This window comes from Pseudomonas sp. GW821-FHT09E04, assembly GCF_059416185.1.
Map to the genome: position 1 here is coordinate 1,197,622 of NZ_JBWKOR010000001.1, position 18,244 is coordinate 1,215,865.

General features: G+C 60.2%; 16 protein-coding genes. All 16 read left to right on the plus strand.

From position 1 onward, the window contains the following. Positions 1-63: 63 nt before the first annotated feature. The 16 genes from purB (at position 64) to nuoL (ending at position 18,221) form a co-directional block, all read left to right on the plus strand. Positions 64-1,434 carry an adenylosuccinate lyase gene (gene purB / locus AC07N4_RS05495; protein ID WP_493065132.1) on the plus strand — a complete coding sequence of 457 codons (1,371 nt, stop codon included), beginning with the start codon at positions 64-66 and terminating at the stop codon, positions 1,432-1,434. Positions 1,435-1,520: 86 nt separating this feature from the next. Further along, positions 1,521-2,693, plus strand: coding sequence for a ribosomal protein uL16 3-hydroxylase (locus AC07N4_RS05500; protein ID WP_096822258.1), 1,173 nt, complete (start codon positions 1,521-1,523; stop codon positions 2,691-2,693). Next, on the plus strand, positions 2,686-3,111 hold the full coding sequence (locus AC07N4_RS05505; protein WP_085712389.1) for a GNAT family N-acetyltransferase: 426 nt from the start codon (positions 2,686-2,688) through the stop codon (positions 3,109-3,111). The genes AC07N4_RS05500 and AC07N4_RS05505 overlap by 8 nt, the downstream gene beginning before the upstream one ends. 132 nt (positions 3,112-3,243) lie before the next feature. Then, positions 3,244-3,981: a secretin N-terminal domain-containing protein gene (locus tag AC07N4_RS05510; RefSeq protein ID WP_096822260.1), complete on the plus strand. Its 738-nt coding sequence runs from the start codon at positions 3,244-3,246 to the stop codon at positions 3,979-3,981. Between the two features lie 476 nt (positions 3,982-4,457). Further along, entirely contained in the window at positions 4,458-5,783 is a 1,326-nt protein-coding gene (aceA, locus tag AC07N4_RS05515; protein WP_011334956.1) for an isocitrate lyase, read from the plus strand. Positions 5,784-6,328: 545 nt separating this feature from the next. Then, a complete protein-coding gene (locus AC07N4_RS05520) occupies positions 6,329-6,742 on the plus strand; it encodes an NADH-quinone oxidoreductase subunit A (protein ID WP_003223812.1) in 414 nt (137 codons plus the stop codon). Positions 6,743-6,752: 10 nt separating this feature from the next. Beyond that, complete coding sequence (locus tag AC07N4_RS05525; RefSeq protein ID WP_003223809.1) at positions 6,753-7,427, plus strand: NuoB/complex I 20 kDa subunit family protein; 675 nt, start codon at positions 6,753-6,755, stop codon at positions 7,425-7,427. 70 nt (positions 7,428-7,497) lie between these two features. Further along, positions 7,498-9,282, plus strand: coding sequence for an NADH-quinone oxidoreductase subunit C/D (gene nuoC, locus AC07N4_RS05530; protein ID WP_096822261.1), 1,785 nt, complete (start codon positions 7,498-7,500; stop codon positions 9,280-9,282). Between the two features lie 2 nt (positions 9,283-9,284). Further along, positions 9,285-9,782, plus strand: a complete 498-nt coding sequence (gene nuoE / locus AC07N4_RS05535; RefSeq protein WP_003223804.1) for an NADH-quinone oxidoreductase subunit NuoE — start codon at positions 9,285-9,287, stop codon at positions 9,780-9,782. Next, positions 9,779-11,134: an NADH-quinone oxidoreductase subunit NuoF gene (nuoF, locus tag AC07N4_RS05540; protein WP_064380702.1), complete on the plus strand. Its 1,356-nt coding sequence runs from the start codon at positions 9,779-9,781 to the stop codon at positions 11,132-11,134. The genes nuoE and nuoF overlap by 4 nt, the downstream gene beginning before the upstream one ends. Positions 11,135-11,270: 136 nt before the next feature. After that, complete coding sequence (gene nuoG / locus AC07N4_RS05545) at positions 11,271-13,985, plus strand: NADH-quinone oxidoreductase subunit NuoG (RefSeq protein WP_102622476.1); 2,715 nt, start codon at positions 11,271-11,273, stop codon at positions 13,983-13,985. Beyond that, on the plus strand, positions 13,982-14,989 hold the full coding sequence (gene nuoH / locus AC07N4_RS05550; protein ID WP_007951460.1) for an NADH-quinone oxidoreductase subunit NuoH: 1,008 nt from the start codon (positions 13,982-13,984) through the stop codon (positions 14,987-14,989). Before nuoG ends, nuoH begins: the two co-directional genes overlap by 4 nt. An 11-nt stretch (positions 14,990-15,000) precedes the next feature. Continuing rightward, a complete protein-coding gene (nuoI, locus tag AC07N4_RS05555) occupies positions 15,001-15,549 on the plus strand; it encodes an NADH-quinone oxidoreductase subunit NuoI (RefSeq protein ID WP_085712394.1) in 549 nt (182 codons plus the stop codon). Positions 15,550-15,558: 9 nt separating this feature from the next. Then, on the plus strand, positions 15,559-16,059 hold the full coding sequence (gene nuoJ / locus AC07N4_RS05560; protein WP_096822263.1) for an NADH-quinone oxidoreductase subunit J: 501 nt from the start codon (positions 15,559-15,561) through the stop codon (positions 16,057-16,059). 3 nt (positions 16,060-16,062) lie between these two features. Next, a complete protein-coding gene (gene nuoK, locus AC07N4_RS05565; RefSeq protein WP_003180046.1) occupies positions 16,063-16,371 on the plus strand; it encodes an NADH-quinone oxidoreductase subunit NuoK in 309 nt (102 codons plus the stop codon). Then, positions 16,368-18,221: an NADH-quinone oxidoreductase subunit L gene (nuoL, locus tag AC07N4_RS05570; protein ID WP_102622477.1), complete on the plus strand. Its 1,854-nt coding sequence runs from the start codon at positions 16,368-16,370 to the stop codon at positions 18,219-18,221. The genes nuoK and nuoL overlap by 4 nt, the downstream gene beginning before the upstream one ends. Positions 18,222-18,244: the final 23 nt, after the last annotated feature.

An 18,244-nucleotide genomic window follows, 5' to 3' on the forward strand; every position in this document is an offset into this window, starting at 1 on the left:
CGGCGGATTTTTTCATGTATGATACGCGCCCCATTTCGTTGCCCGACTGTCCGAGAACACCCCATGCAGCTCTCTTCGCTCACTGCGGTTTCCCCTGTTGACGGCCGCTACGCCGGCAAAACCCAGGCCCTGCGCCCAATTTTCAGCGAGTACGGTCTGATCCGTGCCCGTGTTCTGGTTGAAGTGCGCTGGCTCCAGCGCCTGGCCGCTCACGCCGGTATCCCGGAAGTGCCAGCCTTCTCCGCCGAAGCCAATGCCGTTCTGAACGAACTGGCCGAAAACTTCTCGCTGGAGCACGCCGAGCGCGTGAAAGAGATCGAGCGCACTACCAACCACGACGTAAAAGCGATCGAATACCTGCTCAAGGAGCAGGCGGCCAAGCTGCCGGAACTGGCCAAGGTCAGCGAGTTCATCCACTTCGCCTGCACCAGCGAAGACATCAACAACCTGTCCCACGCCCTGATGCTGCGCGAAGGCCGTGACGACGTGATGCTGCCGCTGATGCGCCAGACCGCCAACGCCATCCGTGAACTGGCCATCCGCTTCGCCGACGTGCCGATGCTGTCGCGTACCCACGGCCAGCCGGCTTCGCCGACCACGCTGGGTAAAGAGCTGGCGAACGTGGTTTACCGTCTCGAGCGTCAGATCGCTCAGGTCGCTGCCGTTCCGCTGCTGGGCAAGATCAACGGCGCTGTCGGCAACTATAACGCTCACCTGTCGGCCTACCCGCAGATCGACTGGGAAGCCAACGCCCGCGCCTTCATCGAAGACGAACTGGGTCTGGACTTCAACCCGTACACCACGCAGATCGAGCCGCACGACTACATCGCCGAGCTGTTCGACGCCATTGCGCGCTTCAACACCATCCTGATCGACTTCGACCGTGACATCTGGGGCTACATCTCCCTGGGTTACTTCAAGCAGCGCACCATCGCTGGCGAAATCGGTTCGTCGACCATGCCGCACAAGGTCAACCCGATCGACTTCGAAAACTCCGAAGGCAACCTGGGCATCGCCAACGCGCTGTTCCAGCACCTGGCGAGCAAGCTGCCGATCTCCCGCTGGCAGCGCGACCTGACCGACTCCACCGTTCTGCGCAACCTCGGTGTCGGCTTCGCCCACAGCGTGATCGCGTACGAAGCGAGCCTCAAAGGCATCAGCAAACTCGAACTCAACGCTGACAAGATCGCCGCCGATCTGGACGCTTGCTGGGAAGTCCTGGCCGAGCCGATCCAGACCGTAATGCGCCGCTACAACATCGAAAACCCGTACGAGAAGCTGAAAGAACTGACTCGCGGCAAGGGCATCAGCCCTGAAGCGCTGCAGACTTTCATCGACGGCCTGGACATGCCGGCCGCCGCGAAAGCCGAGCTCAAGCAACTGACCCCGGCCAACTACATCGGCAACGCTGTAGCGCAAGCCAAACGCATCTGATCGACTGCTTGACCCGTTTGAGACGCCCGGCCGCGCCGGGCGTTTTTATTCCCGTCTGAAAAATGCTTTTTTTCAATAGGTTACATATGAATCCCGATATTCCTCTTCAACTTCTGGGTGGTCTCACGGCGCGCGAGTTCATGCGCGACTACTGGCAGAAAAAGCCACTGCTGATCCGTCAGGCGATTCCTGATTTCGAAAGCCCGATCGACGCCGACGAACTCGCCGGCCTGGCCCTGGAAGAAGAAGTCGAATCGCGCCTGGTGATCGAACACGGCGAGCGCCCTTGGGAACTGCGCCGCGGCCCGTTCGCCGAAGACGAATTCAGCAAACTGCCGGAACGCGAGTGGACCCTGCTGGTGCAGGCTGTCGATCAGTTCGTGCCGGAAGTCAGCGAACTGCTGGAAAACTTCCGTTTCCTGCCAAGCTGGCGTGTCGACGACGTGATGATCAGCTTCGCCGCCCCGGGTGGCAGCGTCGGCCCGCACTTCGATAACTACGACGTGTTCCTGCTGCAAGGCCACGGCAAGCGCAACTGGAAAATCGGCCAGATGTGCGACTCCGAAAGCCCATTGCTGCAACATGCGGACCTGCGCATCCTCGCCGAATTCCACGAGACCGAAGAGTGGGTCCTGGAACCGGGCGACATGCTCTACCTGCCGCCGCGCCTGGCTCACTGCGGCGTTGCCGTTGATGACTGCATGACCTACTCGGTTGGTTTCCGCGCACCGAGCGCCGCTGAAGTGCTGACCCACTTCACCGACTTCCTCAGCCAGTTCCTGACTGACGAAGAGCGCTACACCGACGCCGATGCGAAGCCGGTCAGCGATCCACACCAGATCCAGCACGATGCACTCGGCCGCCTGAAAGCGCTGCTCGCCGAGCACATGAGCGACGAACGCCTGCTGCTGACCTGGTTCGGCCAGTACATGACCGAGCCGCGTTATCCGGAGCTGGTGGTCGGCCCGGAAGAAGTCGAAGAAGAAGACTTCCTCAGCGCGCTCGAAGACGGCGCCATCCTGATCCGCAACCCGAGCGCGCGCCTGGCATGGTCGGAAGTCGATGACGATCTGCTGCTGTTCGCCAGCGGCCAGAGCCGTTACCTGCCGGGCAAGTTGCGCGAACTGCTGAAGTTGATCTGCTCGGCTGACGCCCTGCACACCGATAACCTCGGTGACTGGCTGAGCGACGAAGACGGTCGCGGCCTGCTGTGCGAACTGGTCAAGCAAGGGAGCCTGGGGTTCGCCGACGATGAATAAGATTCGCGTACGTGTTGCAGACTGGCAAAAGGACAACGCCGAGATCCGCCGCATTCGCGAAACGGTGTTCATTGCCGAACAATCGGTTCCGCCCGAGCTTGAGTGGGACGCCGATGACGCCACGGCGGTGCATTTCCTGGCTTTCGAAGGCGACTTTCCGATCGGCACCGCCCGCCTGCTGCCCGACGGGCACATCGGCCGGGTTTCGGTGCTCAAGGACTGGCGCGGTCTGAAGGTCGGTGATGCGCTGATGCAAGCGGTCATCGCCGAAGCCGAAGCTCGCGGACTGAAGCAGCAGATGCTTAGCGCGCAGGTGCAGGCCACGGCGTTCTATGAACGCCTGGGTTTCAACCTGGTCAGCGAGGAATTCCTGGAAGCCGGGATTCCGCATGTCGACATGGTTCGTCATTCGGCATAACGCTTGATGTACACCTCAAAACGCCCCGCCATCTCATGATGCCGGGGCGTTTTGCTGTCTACGATTCAACTTGCCCCACCCCAGGCCGACAAACTGGCAATATCAAGCCTTTCGAAAGCGGAGATAACGGACATGTCCCTACGCACCCTGCTCACCACCCTGCTGCTCGGCTGCAGTTTTTCGGTGATGGCAGCCACAGAAATCGTGCCCCTCAAGTACCACACCAGTGCCGACATGCTGCCGGTGGCCCAGGACTTCATCGGCAAGGACGGCCAGGTCAGCGCCTATGGCAACCAACTGATCGTCAAGGCCGAACCGGACAAGATTCAGGCACTCAAGGCCCTGCTGACCCAACTGGATACCGAGCCCAAACGCCTGCTGATCACCGTCGACACCAACGAAAACAACCAACAGAACACGGGTGACCAGCAAACCAGGATCATCAATTACAGCACGTCCAGCCGAGACGGCGGCATTCAGCAGATTCAGGCCAGCGAAGGCGCGCCCGCCCTGATCCAGGTCGGCCAGAGCGTGCCGATCACCAGCAGCCAGACCAATTCCTACGGCGATTACAGCAGCCAGACCCAGTATCGCAACGTCACTCAGGGCTTCTACGTCACCGCCAGCGTCACCGGCGACACCGTTCACCTGGCAATCAGTACCAACCGTGACCGCATGAGCCAGGAACGTCCCGATGTAGTGAACGTGCAGAGCACCGACACAACCGTCACCGGACGCCTGGGCGAATGGATCACCCTCGCCGGCGTGAACCGCGAGACTCAGGCCGACAAACAGGGCCTGGCCCGCAGCTACTCGACTCAAGGCCGGGATGACATGACGTTGCGGGTGAAAGTCGACACGTTGGACTAAAGCACCAAAAACTGACTGATTAGTCGTATTAGACGAAAGATGTAGTGCTTGTAGAAAAGCACTACAAAACGTTTGACGAGCCAAAAAAGCGAAGGCATGATGGCCTCGCTCCCGCTAATCAGAGGCCCTGGCAAGGGCCTTCGAAGCGATGCTCGCACCCATCCCCGCGAGCCGTTTCGTGTCTGTACCGCCCACAAGGTGTGTTTGACGAGGTTGCCGACTGGAACGAAGTTGTCCCGAGGGACGGAAGCGTAATTAGGTAACCCGGCTTTACACTGTAGTTCGCATAAAGGCCCACGACGCCCGAATGCGCCCGCCAGTTCGCCTTTACCTGCTCACTTCCCCTCGAGCCCATCGTTCATCCCGTCGCCTGCCCCGCCGAACCCGACCTGACCACCTAAGCTTCTGGTCAGCGAGCGCAAGGAATTTTCCACCGCAGAACAACTTTTCATAAAGACGCGACGAGGTTTATCTCCATGGCACTGACACGCGAACAGCAAATTGCAGCCCTTGAAAAAGACTGGGCTGAAAACCCGCGCTGGAAAGGCGTGACTCGCAATTACTCCGCTGCTGACGTCGTCCGTCTGCGTGGCTCGGTTCAACCAGAGCACACCTTTGCAAAAATGGGCGCCGAAAAACTGTGGAACCTGGTCACCCAGGGTGCCAAGCCGTCCTTCCGCCCAGAGAAAGATTTCGTCAACTGCATGGGCGCCCTGACCGGCGGCCAGGCTGTGCAGCAGGTTAAAGCCGGCATCCAGGCGATCTACCTGTCGGGCTGGCAAGTCGCTGCGGACAACAACTCCGCCGAATCGATGTACCCGGACCAGTCGCTGTACCCGGTGGACTCGGTTCCAACTGTGGTCAAGCGCATCAACAACTCGTTCCGTCGTGCCGACCAGATCCAGTGGAAAGCCGGCAAGAACCCGGGCGACGAAGGCTACATCGACTACTTCGCACCAATCGTGGCTGACGCTGAAGCCGGTTTCGGCGGCGTACTGAACGCCTACGAGCTGATGAAGAGCATGATCGAAGCAGGCGCCGCCGGCGTTCACTTCGAAGACCAACTGGCTTCCGTGAAGAAATGCGGCCACATGGGCGGCAAGGTGCTGGTTCCTACCCAGGAAGCCGTACAGAAGCTGACCGCTGCTCGTCTGGCTGCCGACGTTGCCGGCGTACCGACCATCATCCTGGCCCGTACCGACGCCAACGCTGCCGACCTGCTGACGTCCGACTGCGACCCGTACGACCAACCGTTCGTAACCGGCACCCGCACTCAGGAAGGCTTCTACAAGGTTCGTGCTGGTCTGGACCAGGCAATCGCCCGTGGCCTGGCCTACGCGCCGTACGCCGACCTGATCTGGTGCGAAACCGCCAAGCCGGATCTGGACGAAGCCCGTCGCTTCGCTGAAGCGATCAAGAAGGAATACCCGGACCAGATCCTGTCCTACAACTGCTCGCCTTCCTTCAACTGGAAGAAAAACCTGGACGACGCGACCATCGCCAAGTTCCAGCGCGAACTGTCCGCCATGGGTTACAAGCACCAGTTCATCACCCTGGCCGGCATTCACAACATGTGGCACAGCATGTTCAACCTGGCGCACGACTACGCCCGCAACGACATGACTGCCTACGTGAAGCTGCAAGAGCAGGAATTCGCTGACGCCGCCAAGGGTTACACCTTCGTGGCTCACCAGCAGGAAGTGGGCACTGGCTACTTCGACGACATGACCACCGTGATCCAGGGCGGCACGTCCTCGGTGACCGCGCTGACCGGTTCGACCGAAGAAGAACAGTTCCACTGATCGACTTCGCCTGAGTAAACGGCCTTTGCGGACCGTGTAGAAAGCTAACCGCATTGCCGAAAAACTGACGCCCCGACTGGTTCGGGGCGTTTTTTTACCTGTGACTTCCTGAACCTCTCAGGGTCGGCACAATCTGTCAGGCAAAACATTGATCCAGAGCGCTATCCAGGTCACAAAAATCGGTTAAAACGTGCGCCGCCGCTACTTGCAGTAACGCGGATATAAGACAACTTCCCAACTGCCCAATCGCTAAACAGTTACAAAACCACTCCAAACGATATTAATTATCATTTAGCGGCAACTATGTTCGTTACATTTCCTACAAAACATAATTCGTGAAATCCCGGCTAATGCCCGCAACGCATGGGCTGCGGGGCCATCGAGGTGCGCTATGTCCTTATTCCAATAAATAATTTCGCTATAGGAATTTTACTTGCAGGGTGTTTAGCCATAAAATCAGCGCGATTGATTGCTGCGACATATCGTCACTGCCTTATTTCTTTATCAAGCTCAGAGACCTTTGCTCTCTGTTAAGGATTACCAGCATGCCCGAAGCGACAGGACTCATGGCCCACAACTGGGGCTTTGCCATTTTCCTTCTGGGTGTAGTCGGCCTGTGTGCCTTCATGCTCGGCGTCTCCAGCCTCCTCGGGTCAAAAGCCTGGGGCCGCAGCAAAAACGAACCGTTCGAGTCCGGCATGCTACCTACCGGTGGCGCCCGCTTGCGGCTCTCAGCCAAATTCTATCTGGTCGCGATGCTGTTCGTGATCTTCGATATCGAAGCCCTCTTTCTCTTTGCATGGTCTGTGTCCGTCCGCGAAAGCGGCTGGACCGGATTCGTCGAAGCTCTCGTTTTCATAGCAATTCTGTTGGCAGGTCTTGTCTACCTGTTCCGAGTGGGCGCCCTTGACTGGGCTCCGGAAGCTCGTCGCAAGCGGCAGGCGAAGCTGAAACAATGAGGCTTTGGCAATGCAATACAATCTCACCAGAATCGACCCCGATGCTCCTAACGAGCAGTATCCGATTGGCGAACGGGAAACCGTTTCCGATCCGTTAGAAGATCAAGTCCACAAAAACATTTTCATGGGCAAGCTGGAAGACGTGCTGAGTGGCGCGGTCAACTGGGGACGTAAGAACTCCCTGTGGCCGTACAACTTCGGTCTTTCGTGCTGCTACGTGGAAATGACCACGGCCTTCACGGCGCCCCACGACATCGCGCGCTTCGGCGCCGAAGTAATCCGGGCATCACCGCGCCAGGCCGACTTCATGGTTATCGCCGGTACGTGCTTCATCAAGATGGCGCCGATCATTCAGCGTCTGTACGAGCAGATGCTCGAGCCCAAATGGGTGATCTCGATGGGTTCGTGCGCCAACTCCGGTGGCATGTACGACATCTACTCCGTGGTTCAAGGGGTGGACAAGTTCCTGCCCGTTGACGTCTACGTACCTGGCTGCCCGCCCCGTCCGGAAGCTTTTCTGCAAGGCTTGATGCTGTTGCAGGAATCCATTGGACAGGAGCGTCGCCCACTTTCCTGGGTCGTTGGCGATCAAGGCGTTTATCGCGCCGACATGCCTTCGCAGAAGGAACAGCGCCGCGAACAGCGAATCGCAGTCACCAACCTGCGCAGCCCTGACGAAGTCTGATCCAGATCTGTTTCAAAGAAACGAGAAGCTGGCTTCATTCTTTACGTTGACCGAAAGCGAAAAAATAACCATGACTACAGGCAGTGCTCTGTACATCCCGCCTTATAAGGCAGACGACCAGGATGTGGTCGTCGAACTGAACAATCGTTTTGGCCCCGAGGCGTTCACCGCCCAGCCGACCCGCACCGGCATGCCGGTGCTGTGGGTGGCGCGTGCCAAGCTCGTCGAAGTCCTGACCTTCCTGCGCAACCTGCCCAAGCCGTACGTCATGCTCTATGACCTGCACGGCGTGGACGAGCGTCTGCGCACCAAGCGTCAAGGCCTGCCGAGCGACGCTGAGTTCACCGTGTTCTATCACCTCATGTCGCTGGAACGTAATAGTGACGTGATGATCAAGGTCGCCTTGTCCGAGAGCGACCTCAGCTTGCCGACCGTCACCAGCATCTGGCCGAACGCCAACTGGTACGAGCGTGAAGTCTGGGACATGTTCGGTATCGACTTCAAAGGTCACCCTCACCTGTCGCGCATCATGATGCCGCCGACCTGGGAAGGTCACCCGCTGCGCAAGGACTTCCCGGCGCGCGCCACCGAATTCGATCCGTACAGCCTGAACCTGGCCAAGCAACAGCTTGAGGAAGAAGCTGCGCGTTTCCGTCCTGAAGACTGGGGCATGAAGCGTTCCGGCCCGAACGAGGACTACATGTTCCTCAACCTGGGTCCGAACCACCCTTCGGCTCACGGTGCGTTCCGCATCATCCTGCAACTGGACGGTGAAGAGATCGTCGACTGCGTTCCGGACATCGGTTACCACCACCGTGGTGCCGAGAAGATGGCCGAGCGTCAGTCCTGGCACAGCTTCATTCCGTACACCGATCGTATCGACTACCTCGGCGGCGTGATGAACAACCTGCCGTACGTGCTCTCGGTCGAGAAGCTGGCCGGCATCAAGGTGCCCGAGAAGGTCGACGTCATCCGCATCATGATGGCCGAGTTCTTCCGGATCACCAGCCACCTGCTGTTCCTGGGCACCTACATCCAGGACGTCGGCGCCATGACCCCGGTGTTCTTCACCTTCACCGACCGTCAGAAGGCGTACACGGTGATCGAAGCCATCACCGGTTTCCGTCTGCACCCGGCCTGGTACCGCATCGGCGGCGTTGCCCACGACCTGCCGCGCGGCTGGGAAAAACTGGTGAAAGACTTCGTTGAATGGCTGCCAAAGCGCCTCGACGAATACACCAAGGCCGCCCTGCAGAACAGCATCCTCAAGGGTCGTACCATCGGCGTTGCCCAGTACAACACCAAAGAGGCCCTGGAATGGGGCGTCACCGGTGCCGGCCTGCGTTCCACCGGTTGCGACTTCGACCTGCGTAAGGCGCGCCCGTACTCCGGCTACGAGAACTTCGAGTTCGAAGTGCCGCTGGCCGCCAACGGCGATGCCTACGACCGCTGCATGGTTCGCGTCGAAGAGATGCGCCAGAGCGTCAAGATCATCGACCAGTGCCTGCGCAACATGCCGGAAGGCCCGTACAAGGCGGATCACCCGCTGACCACGCCGCCGCCGAAAGAGCGCACGCTGCAACACATCGAAACCTTGATCACGCACTTCCTGCAGGTTTCGTGGGGCCCGGTCATGCCGGCCAACGAATCCTTCCAGATGATCGAAGCGACCAAGGGCATCAACAGTTATTACCTGACGAGCGACGGCGGCACCATGAGCTACCGTACCCGGATCCGCACTCCAAGCTTCCCGCATCTGCAACAGATCCCTTCGGTGATCAAAGGCAGCATGGTCGCGGACATGATTGCGTACCTGGGTAGTATCGATTTCGTTATGGCCGACGTGGACCGCTAAGCATGAACAGCACGCTTATCCAGACAGACCGTTTCACCTTGAGTGAAACCGAGCGCTCGGCCATCGAGCACGAGCTGCATCACTACGAAGACCCGCGCGCGGCGTCGATCGAAGCCCTGAAGATCGTTCAGAAAGAACGCGGCTGGGTGCCGGACGGCGCTCTGTACGCCATCGGCGAGATCCTCGGCATCCCGGCCAGCGACGTTGAAGGCGTGGCCACGTTCTACAGCCAGATCTTCCGTCAGCCGGTCGGCCGTCACATCATTCGCGTCTGCGACAGCATGGTCTGCTACATCGGTGGCCACGAGTCGGTTGTCAGCGAAATCCAGAACAACCTGGGTATCGGCCTGGGTCAGACCACCGCCGACGGTCGCTTCACCCTGCTACCGGTCTGCTGCCTCGGCAACTGCGACAAGGCACCGGCGCTGATGATCGATGACGACACCTTTGGCGATGTCCAGCCTGCCGGCGTCGCCAAACTGCTCGAGGGCTACGTATGACCCTGACCTCTTTCGGTCCTGCCAACCGCATCCAGCGTTCGGCCGAGACTCACCCGCTGACCTGGCGCCTGCGTGACGACGGCGAAGCCGTATGGCTCGACGAGTACCAGGCCAAGAACGGTTACGCGGCTGCACGCAAGGCCTTTGCCGACATGGATCAGGACGCCATCGTCCAGACCGTGAAAGACGCCGGCCTCAAAGGTCGCGGCGGTGCAGGCTTCCCCACTGGCGTGAAGTGGGGCCTGATGCCAAAGGACGAATCCATCAACATCCGCTACCTGCTGTGCAACGCGGATGAAATGGAGCCGAACACCTGGAAAGACCGCATGCTGATGGAGCAACTGCCCCATCTGCTGATCGAAGGCATGCTGATCAGTGCTCGCGCGCTGAAAACCTACCGTGGCTACATCTTCCTGCGTGGCGAGTACACCACCGCCGCCAAGCACCTGAACCGTGCCGTGGAAGAAGCCAAGGCCGCGGGCCTGCTGGGCAAGAACATCCTGGGCAGCGGCTTCGATTTCGAGCTGTTCGTCCACACCGGCGCCGGGCGTTACATCTGCGGTGAAGAAACCGCACTGATCAACTCCCTCGAAGGCCGCCGCGCCAACCCGCGCTCCAAGCCGCCCTTCCCTGCCGCCGTTGGCGTGTGGGGCAAGCCGACCTGCGTGAACAACGTTGAAACCCTGTGCAACGTGCCGGCGATCATTGCCGACGGCGTGGACTGGTACAAATCGTTGGCCCGCGACGGCAGCGAAGACATGGGCACCAAGCTCATGGGCTTCTCCGGCAAGGTCAAGAACCCTGGCCTGTGGGAACTGCCATTCGGCGTGACCGGTCGCGAGCTGTTCGAAGACTACGCCGGCGGCATGCGCGACGGTTACAAGCTCAAGGCCTGGCAGCCAGGCGGCGCCGGTACCGGTTTCCTGTTGCCGGAACACCTCGACGCACAAATGTACGCCGGCGGCATCGCCAAGGTGGGCACCCGTATGGGTACCGGCCTGGCCATGGCGGTGGACGACAGCGTCAACATGGTGTCCCTGCTGCGCAACATGGAGCAGTTCTTCGCTCGCGAATCCTGTGGTTTCTGCACCCCTTGCCGTGATGGCCTGCCATGGAGCGTCAAGCTGCTGATGGCCATCGAACAAGGCCGCGGCCAGCCAGGCGACATCGAGACCCTGCTGGGTCTGGTCAACTTCCTCGGCCCGGGCAAGACCTTCTGTGCTCACGCACCGGGTGCCGTGGAACCGTTGGGCAGTGCCATCAAATACTTCCGTCCAGAGTTCGAAGCCGGTATCGCGCCCGCAAGCGCCGCCGTCCCGCCTCTGGCAAAGCCGATCGTAGTCGGCGCGTAAACGCTTAAAAAGGCGAAGGGTCCGTGCCCTTCGCCTTTCGTCCGATGACGCCTTTCGGGGCTGACTGGATTCGGACGGATAACAAGATTCCATTAGCCACGCCCGCTGACACCGGGCCAACGAAGACCTTTGAACCATGGCCACTATCCACGTAGACGGCAAAGCGCTCGAAGTCGACGGGGCAGACAACCTGTTACAGGCATGTCTGTCGCTGGGCCTCGACATCCCTTATTTCTGCTGGCACCCCGCGCTTGGTAGCGTCGGGGCCTGCCGCCAGTGCGCGGTCAAGCAGTACACCGACGAGAACGACACCCGTGGTCGCATCGTCATGTCCTGCATGACGCCTGCCACCGACAACACCTGGATCTCCATCGACGATGAAGAATCCAAGGCGTTCCGCGCCAGTGTTGTTGAATGGCTGATGACCAACCACCCGCACGACTGCCCTGTGTGCGAGGAAGGCGGTCACTGCCACCTGCAAGACATGACCGTGATGACCGGCCACAACGAGCGCCGTTATCGCTTCACCAAACGCACCCACCAGAACCAGCAACTGGGCCCGTTCATTTCCCACGAAATGAACCGCTGCATCGCCTGCTACCGTTGTGTGCGTTTCTACAAGGACTACGCCGGCGGCACCGACCTCGGTGTATTCGGCGCCCACGACAACGTGTACTTCGGTCGCGTTGAAGACGGCACGCTGGAAAGCGAGTTCTCCGGCAACCTCACCGAGGTCTGCCCGACCGGTGTGTTCACCGACAAGACTCACTCCGAGCGCTACAACCGCAAGTGGGACATGCAGTTCTCGCCGAGCATCTGCCATGGCTGCTCCAGCGGTTGCAACATTTCCCCGGGCGAGCGTTACGGCGAACTGCGTCGCATCGAAAACCGTTACAACGGTTCGGTGAACCAGTACTTCCTGTGCGACCGTGGCCGTTTCGGTTATGGCTACGTCAACCGCACCGACCGTCCACGTCAGCCGCTGCTGGCCGACGGCACCAAGCTTGGACTGGATGCTGCGCTGGACAAAGCCGCCGACCTGCTGCGTGGTCGCAACATCGTCGGTATCGGTTCGCCGCGTGCCAGCCTCGAAAGCAACTACGCGTTGCGTGAGCTGGTGGGCGCCGAGCACTTCTACTCCGGTATCGAAGCCTCCGAACTGGAACGCATCCGTCTGGTCCTGCAAGTGCTGAAAGACAGCCCGCTGCCAGTGCCGAACATGCGCGACATCGAAGACCACGACGCCGTGTTCGTCCTCGGTGAAGACCTGACCCAGACCGCTGCCCGTATGGCCCTGGCCCTGCGTCAGTCGGTAAAAGGCAAGGCCGAAGACATGGCCGAAGCCATGCGCGTTCAGCCTTGGCTCGACGCCGCCGTGAAGAACATCGGTCAGCACGAGCTGAACCCGCTGTTCATCGCCAGCCTGGCTGAAACCAAGCTCGACGACATCGCCGAAGAGTGTGTACACGCCGCTCCGGACGATCTGGCCCGCATCGGTTTCGCCGTGGCTCACGCCCTGGACGCCAGCGCACCTGCCGTCGAAGGTCTGGACGCCGAAGCCCTGGAACTGGCCAAACGCATCGCCGATGCTCTGCTCGCCGCCAAGCGTCCGCTGATCATCGCCGGTACTTCGCTGGGCTCCAAAGCCTTGATCGAAGCTGCTGCGAACATCGCCAAGGCCCTGAAGCTGCGCGAGAAGAACGGTTCGATCAGCCTGATCGTGCCGGAAGCCAACAGCCTCGGTCTGGCCATGCTCGGTGGCGAATCGGTTGATGCTGCGCTGCAAGCGGTCATCGACGGCAAGGCCGACGCCATCGTCGTGCTGGAAAACGATCTGTACACCCGCACCGCCAAAGCCAAGGTCGATGCTGCACTAAACGCTGCGAAAGTAGTGATCGTTGCAGACCATCAGAAGACGGCCACCAGCGACCGCGCGCACCTGGTTCTGCCAGCCGCCAGCTTCGCTGAAGGCGACGGTACTTTGGTCAGCCAGGAAGGCCGCGCCCAGCGCTTCTTCCAGGTTTTCGACCCGCAATACATGGACTCGAGCATTCTGGTCCACGAAGGCTGGCGCTGGCTGCACGCCCTGCGCGCCACCCTGCTGAACCAGCCGATCGACTGGACGCAACTCGACCACGTGACCGCTGCCGTTGCTTCGAGCACCACGCAGCTGGCGCGTATCGTCGACGCCGCACCGTCCGCCTCGTTCCGCATCAAGGGTCTGAAACTGGCCCGTGAGCCACTGCGTTACTCCGGTCGCACCGCGATGCGCGCCGACATCAGCGTTCACGAACCACGCACCCCGCAAGACAAGGACACCGCGTTCGCCTTCTCCATGGAAGGTTACTCGGGCTCCGTCGAACCGCGTCAGCAGGTTCCTTTCGCCTGGTCGCCGGGCTGGAACTCGCCGCAAGCCTGGAACAAGTTCCAGGACGAAGTCGGTGGTCACCTGCGCGCTGGCGATCCGGGCACCCGCCTGATCGAAAGCACCGGTGATTCGCTGAACTGGTTCGCCAGCGTTCCGCGCGCGTTCAACCCGGCCCAGGGCACCTGGCAAGCCGTGCCGTTCTACCACCTGTTCGGCAGCGACGAGAACTCGTCGAAAGCCGCTCCGGTCCAGGAACGTATCCCGGCTGCCTACGTTGGCCTGGCCAAATCCGAAGCGGATCGCCTGGGCGTCAACGACGGTGCACTGCTGAGCCTCAATGTTGCCGGCCAGACCCTACGTCTGCCGCTGCGCATCAATGAAGAGCTGGGCGCCGGCCTGGTTGCACTGCCGGCCGGTCTGGCAGGCATTCCGCCGGCGATTTTCGGCCAAACCGTTGATGGTCTGCAGGAGGCAGCGCAATGACCTGGTTCACCCCTGAAGTGATCGATGTGATCCTGACGGTCATCAAAGCCATCGTCATCCTGCTGGCCGTGGTGGTCGCGGGTGCGTTGCTCAGCTTTGTCGAACGTCGCCTGCTGGGCTGGTGGCAGGACCGTTACGGTCCGAACCGCGTTGGCCCGTTCGGCATGTTCCAGATCGCTGCCGACATGCTGAAGATGTTCTTCAAGGAAGACTGGACCCCGCCGTTTGCCGACAAGGTGATCTTCACCCTGGCACCGGTCGTGGCCATGTCCGCCCTGTTGATCGCTTTCGCGATCATCCCGATCACCCCGACCTGGGGCGTGGCGGATCTGAACATCGGCCTGCTGTTCTTCTTCGCCATGGCCGGTCTGTCGGTCTACGCGGTGCTGTTCGCCGGCTGGTCGAGTAACAACAAGTTCGCCCTGCTGGGCAGCTTGCGTGCCTCGGCGCAGACCGTGTCCTACGAAGTGTTCATGGGCCTGGCCCTGATGGGCATCGTGGTGCAGGTCGGCTCGTTCAACATGCGCGACATCGTCGAGTACCAGGCGCAGAACCTGTGGTTCATCATTCCGCAGTTCTTCGGCTTCTGTACCTTCTTCATCGCTGGCGTGGCCGTGACTCACCGTCACCCGTTCGACCAGCCGGAAGCGGAACAGGAACTGGCCGACGGTTACCACATTGAATACGCCGGTATGAAATGGGGCATGTTCTTCGTCGGTGAGTACATCGGCATCATCCTGATCTCGGCGCTGTTGGTCACCCTGTTCTTCGGTGGCTGGCACGGTCCGTTCGGCATCCTGCCGCAACTGTCCTTCGTCTGGTTCGCACTGAAGACCGCGTTCTTCATCATGCTGTTCATCCTGCTGCGCGCTTCGATCCCGCGTCCGCGTTATGACCAGGTGATGGACTTCAGCTGGAAATTCTGCCTGCCACTGACCCTGATCAATTTGCTGGTGACCGCTGCAATCGTGTTGTGGAACACGCCTGCAGTTGCGGTTCAGTGAGGATTTGACCCATGTTCAAATATATTGGCGACATCATTAAGGGTACCGGTACCCAGTTGCGCAGCCTGGTCATGATCTTCGGTCATGGCTTTCGCAAGCGCGACACCCTGCAATACCCGGAAGAACCGGTCTACCTGCCGCCACGCTACCGTGGCCGCATCGTCCTGACCCGCGACCCCGATGGCGAAGAACGCTGCGTAGCCTGCAACCTGTGCGCCGTGGCTTGCCCGGTGGGTTGCATCTCGCTGCAGAAAGCTGAAACCGAAGACGGTCGCTGGTACCCGGACTTCTTCCGTATCAACTTCTCGCGCTGCATTTTCTGCGGTCTCTGCGAGGAAGCCTGCCCGACCACCGCGATCCAGCTGACCCCGGATTTCGAGATGGCCGAGTTCAAACGTCAGGACCTGGTGTACGAGAAAGAAGATCTTCTGATCTCCGGCCCCGGCAAAAACCCTGATTACAACTTCTATCGTGTTGCAGGTATGGCCGTTGCCGGTAAGCCGAAAGGCGCCGCACAAAACGAAGCCGAGCCGATCAACGTGAAGAGCTTGCTGCCTTAAGGAAGAACGATGGAATTCGCTTTCTATTTCGCATCGGGTATCGCTGTTGTGTCCACATTGCGTGTGGTCACCAACACCAATCCTGTGCACGCCCTGCTCTACCTGATCATTTCGCTGATCGCCGTGGCCATGACCTTCTTCGCACTCGGCGCCCCGTTCGCCGGCGTGCTGGAAGTGATCGCCTACGCTGGTGCCATCATGGTGCTGTTCGTGTTCGTGGTGATGATGCTGAACCTGGGCCCCGCCTCGGTTCAGCAGGAACGCACCTGGCTCAAGCCCGGTATCTGGGCAGGGCCGGTGATTCTCGGCGCCCTGCTGCTGGCCGAACTGCTGTATGTGCTGTTCGCTCACCAGAGCGGTCAGGCCATCGGCCACACCACCGTGGATGCAAAAGCCGTGGGCATCAGCCTGTTCGGTCCGTACCTGCTGGTGGTCGAACTCGCCTCGATGCTGCTGCTCGCTGCAGCCGTCACGGCGTTCCATTTGGGCCGTAACGAGGCGAAGGAGTAAGACATGCCTGCTATCCCTCTCGAACATGGATTGGCCGTTGCCGGCATCCTGTTCTGCCTTGGTCTGGTCGGCCTGATGGTCCGCCGCAACATTTTGTTCGTGTTGATGAGTCTGGAAGTGATGATGAACGCCTCTGCACTGGCCTTCATCGTTGCGGGTGCCCGCTGGGCGCAACCGGATGGACAGATCATGTTCATCCTGGTGATCAGCCTTGCAGCCGCCGAAGCCAGTATTGGCCTGGCGATCCTGCTGCAACTGTATCGCCGCTTCCACACGCTCGATATCGACGCTGCCAGTGAGATGCGCGGATGAACCTACTCTTTCTGACTTTCGTATTCCCTCTGATCGGGTTCCTGTTGCTGTCGTTTTCCCGCGGCCGCCTCTCGGAAAACCTGTCGGCGCTGATCGGTGTCGGCTCCATCGGCCTGTCTGCCATCGTCGCGGCCTACGTGATCTGGCAATTCAACGTCGCTCCACCGGAAGGTGGCGTGTACGTTCATGTGCTGTGGAAGTGGATGTCCGTCGAGGGCTTCCAGCCTAACTTCGCCCTGTACCTGGATGGTCTGTCCGTGACCATGCTCGGTGTGGTAGTCGGTGTGGGCTTCCTGATCCACCTGTTCGCCTCCTGGTACATGCGCGGTGAAGCCGGTTACTCGCGTTTCTTCGCCTACACCAACCTGTTTATCGCCAGCATGCTGTTCCTGGTCCTGGGCGATAACCTGCTGTTCATCTACTTCGGTTGGGAAGGCGTGGGCCTGTGCTCGTACCTGTTGATCGGTTTCTACTACAGCAACCGCAACAACGGTAACGCCGCACTGAAAGCCTTCATCGTCACCCGTATCGGCGACGTGTTCATGGCGATCGGCCTGTTCATCCTGTTCCAGCAACTGGGCACACTGAACGTCCAGGAACTGCTGGTGAAGGCGCCTGAGCACTTCAAGGTCGGCGATTTCTGGATCGTGCTGGCGACCTTGATGCTGCTGGGTGGTGCGGTCGGTAAATCGGCTCAACTGCCACTGCAGACCTGGCTTGCGGACGCGATGGCCGGCCCTACCCCGGTTTCGGCACTGATCCACGCCGCAACCATGGTTACTGCTGGTGTCTACCTGATCGCCCGTACCCACGGTCTGTTCGCCCTGGCGCCGGACATCCTGCACCTGGTCGGCATCGTCGGTGGTGTGACCCTGGTGCTGGCCGGTTTCGCAGCACTGGTGCAAACCGACATCAAACGTATCCTCGCCTACTCGACCATGAGCCAGATCGGCTACATGTTCCTGGCGCTGGGCGTTGGCGCCTGGGAAGGCGCGATCTTCCACCTGATGACCCACGCCTTCTTCAAGGCCCTGCTGTTCCTTGCTTCCGGTGCGGTGATCGTTGCCTGCCACCACGAGCAGAACATCTTCAAGATGGGCGGCCTGTGGAAGAAACTGCCGCTGGCCTACGCCAGCTTCATCGTCGGTGGTGCCGCTCTGGCCGCCCTGCCGCTGGTGACCGCAGGTTTCTACTCCAAGGACGAAATCCTCTGGGAAGCGTTCGCCAGCGGCAACCACGGTCTGCTGTACGCAGGTCTGGTCGGCGCGTTCATGACTTCGCTGTACACCTTCCGCCTGATCTTCATCGCGTTCCACGGTGAAGCCAAGACCGAAGCTCACGCCGGTCACGGCATCGCTCACTGGCTGCCACTGTCGGTGCTGATCGTGCTGTCGACCTTCGTCGGCGCCATGATCGTTCCACCGCTGCACGGCGTACTGCCGGAAAGCGTTGGCCATGCCGGTGGCGAAGCCAAGCACAGTCTGGAAATCGCGTCGGGCGCCATCGCCCTGGCCGGTATCCTGCTGGCGGCCCTGCTGTTCCTCGGCAAGCGTCGCTTCGTGACTGCGATCGCCAACAGCGGCATCGGCCGTTTCCTTTCGGCCTGGTGGTTCGCTGCCTGGGGCTTCGACTGGATCTACGACAAACTGTTCGTGAAGCCGTACCTTGCGATCAGCCACATGCTGCGCAAAGACCCGCTCGACCAGACCATCGGTCTGATCCCGCGCATGGCCAAGGGTGGTCACACTGCCCTGAGCCGTACCGAAACCGGTCAACTGCGTTGGTACGCTGCTTCGATGGCTGCTGGTGCCGTGTTGGTAATCGGCGCTGTCGTGCTGGTAGCGGTCTGATATGAACCTTGCGAATTTGCGAA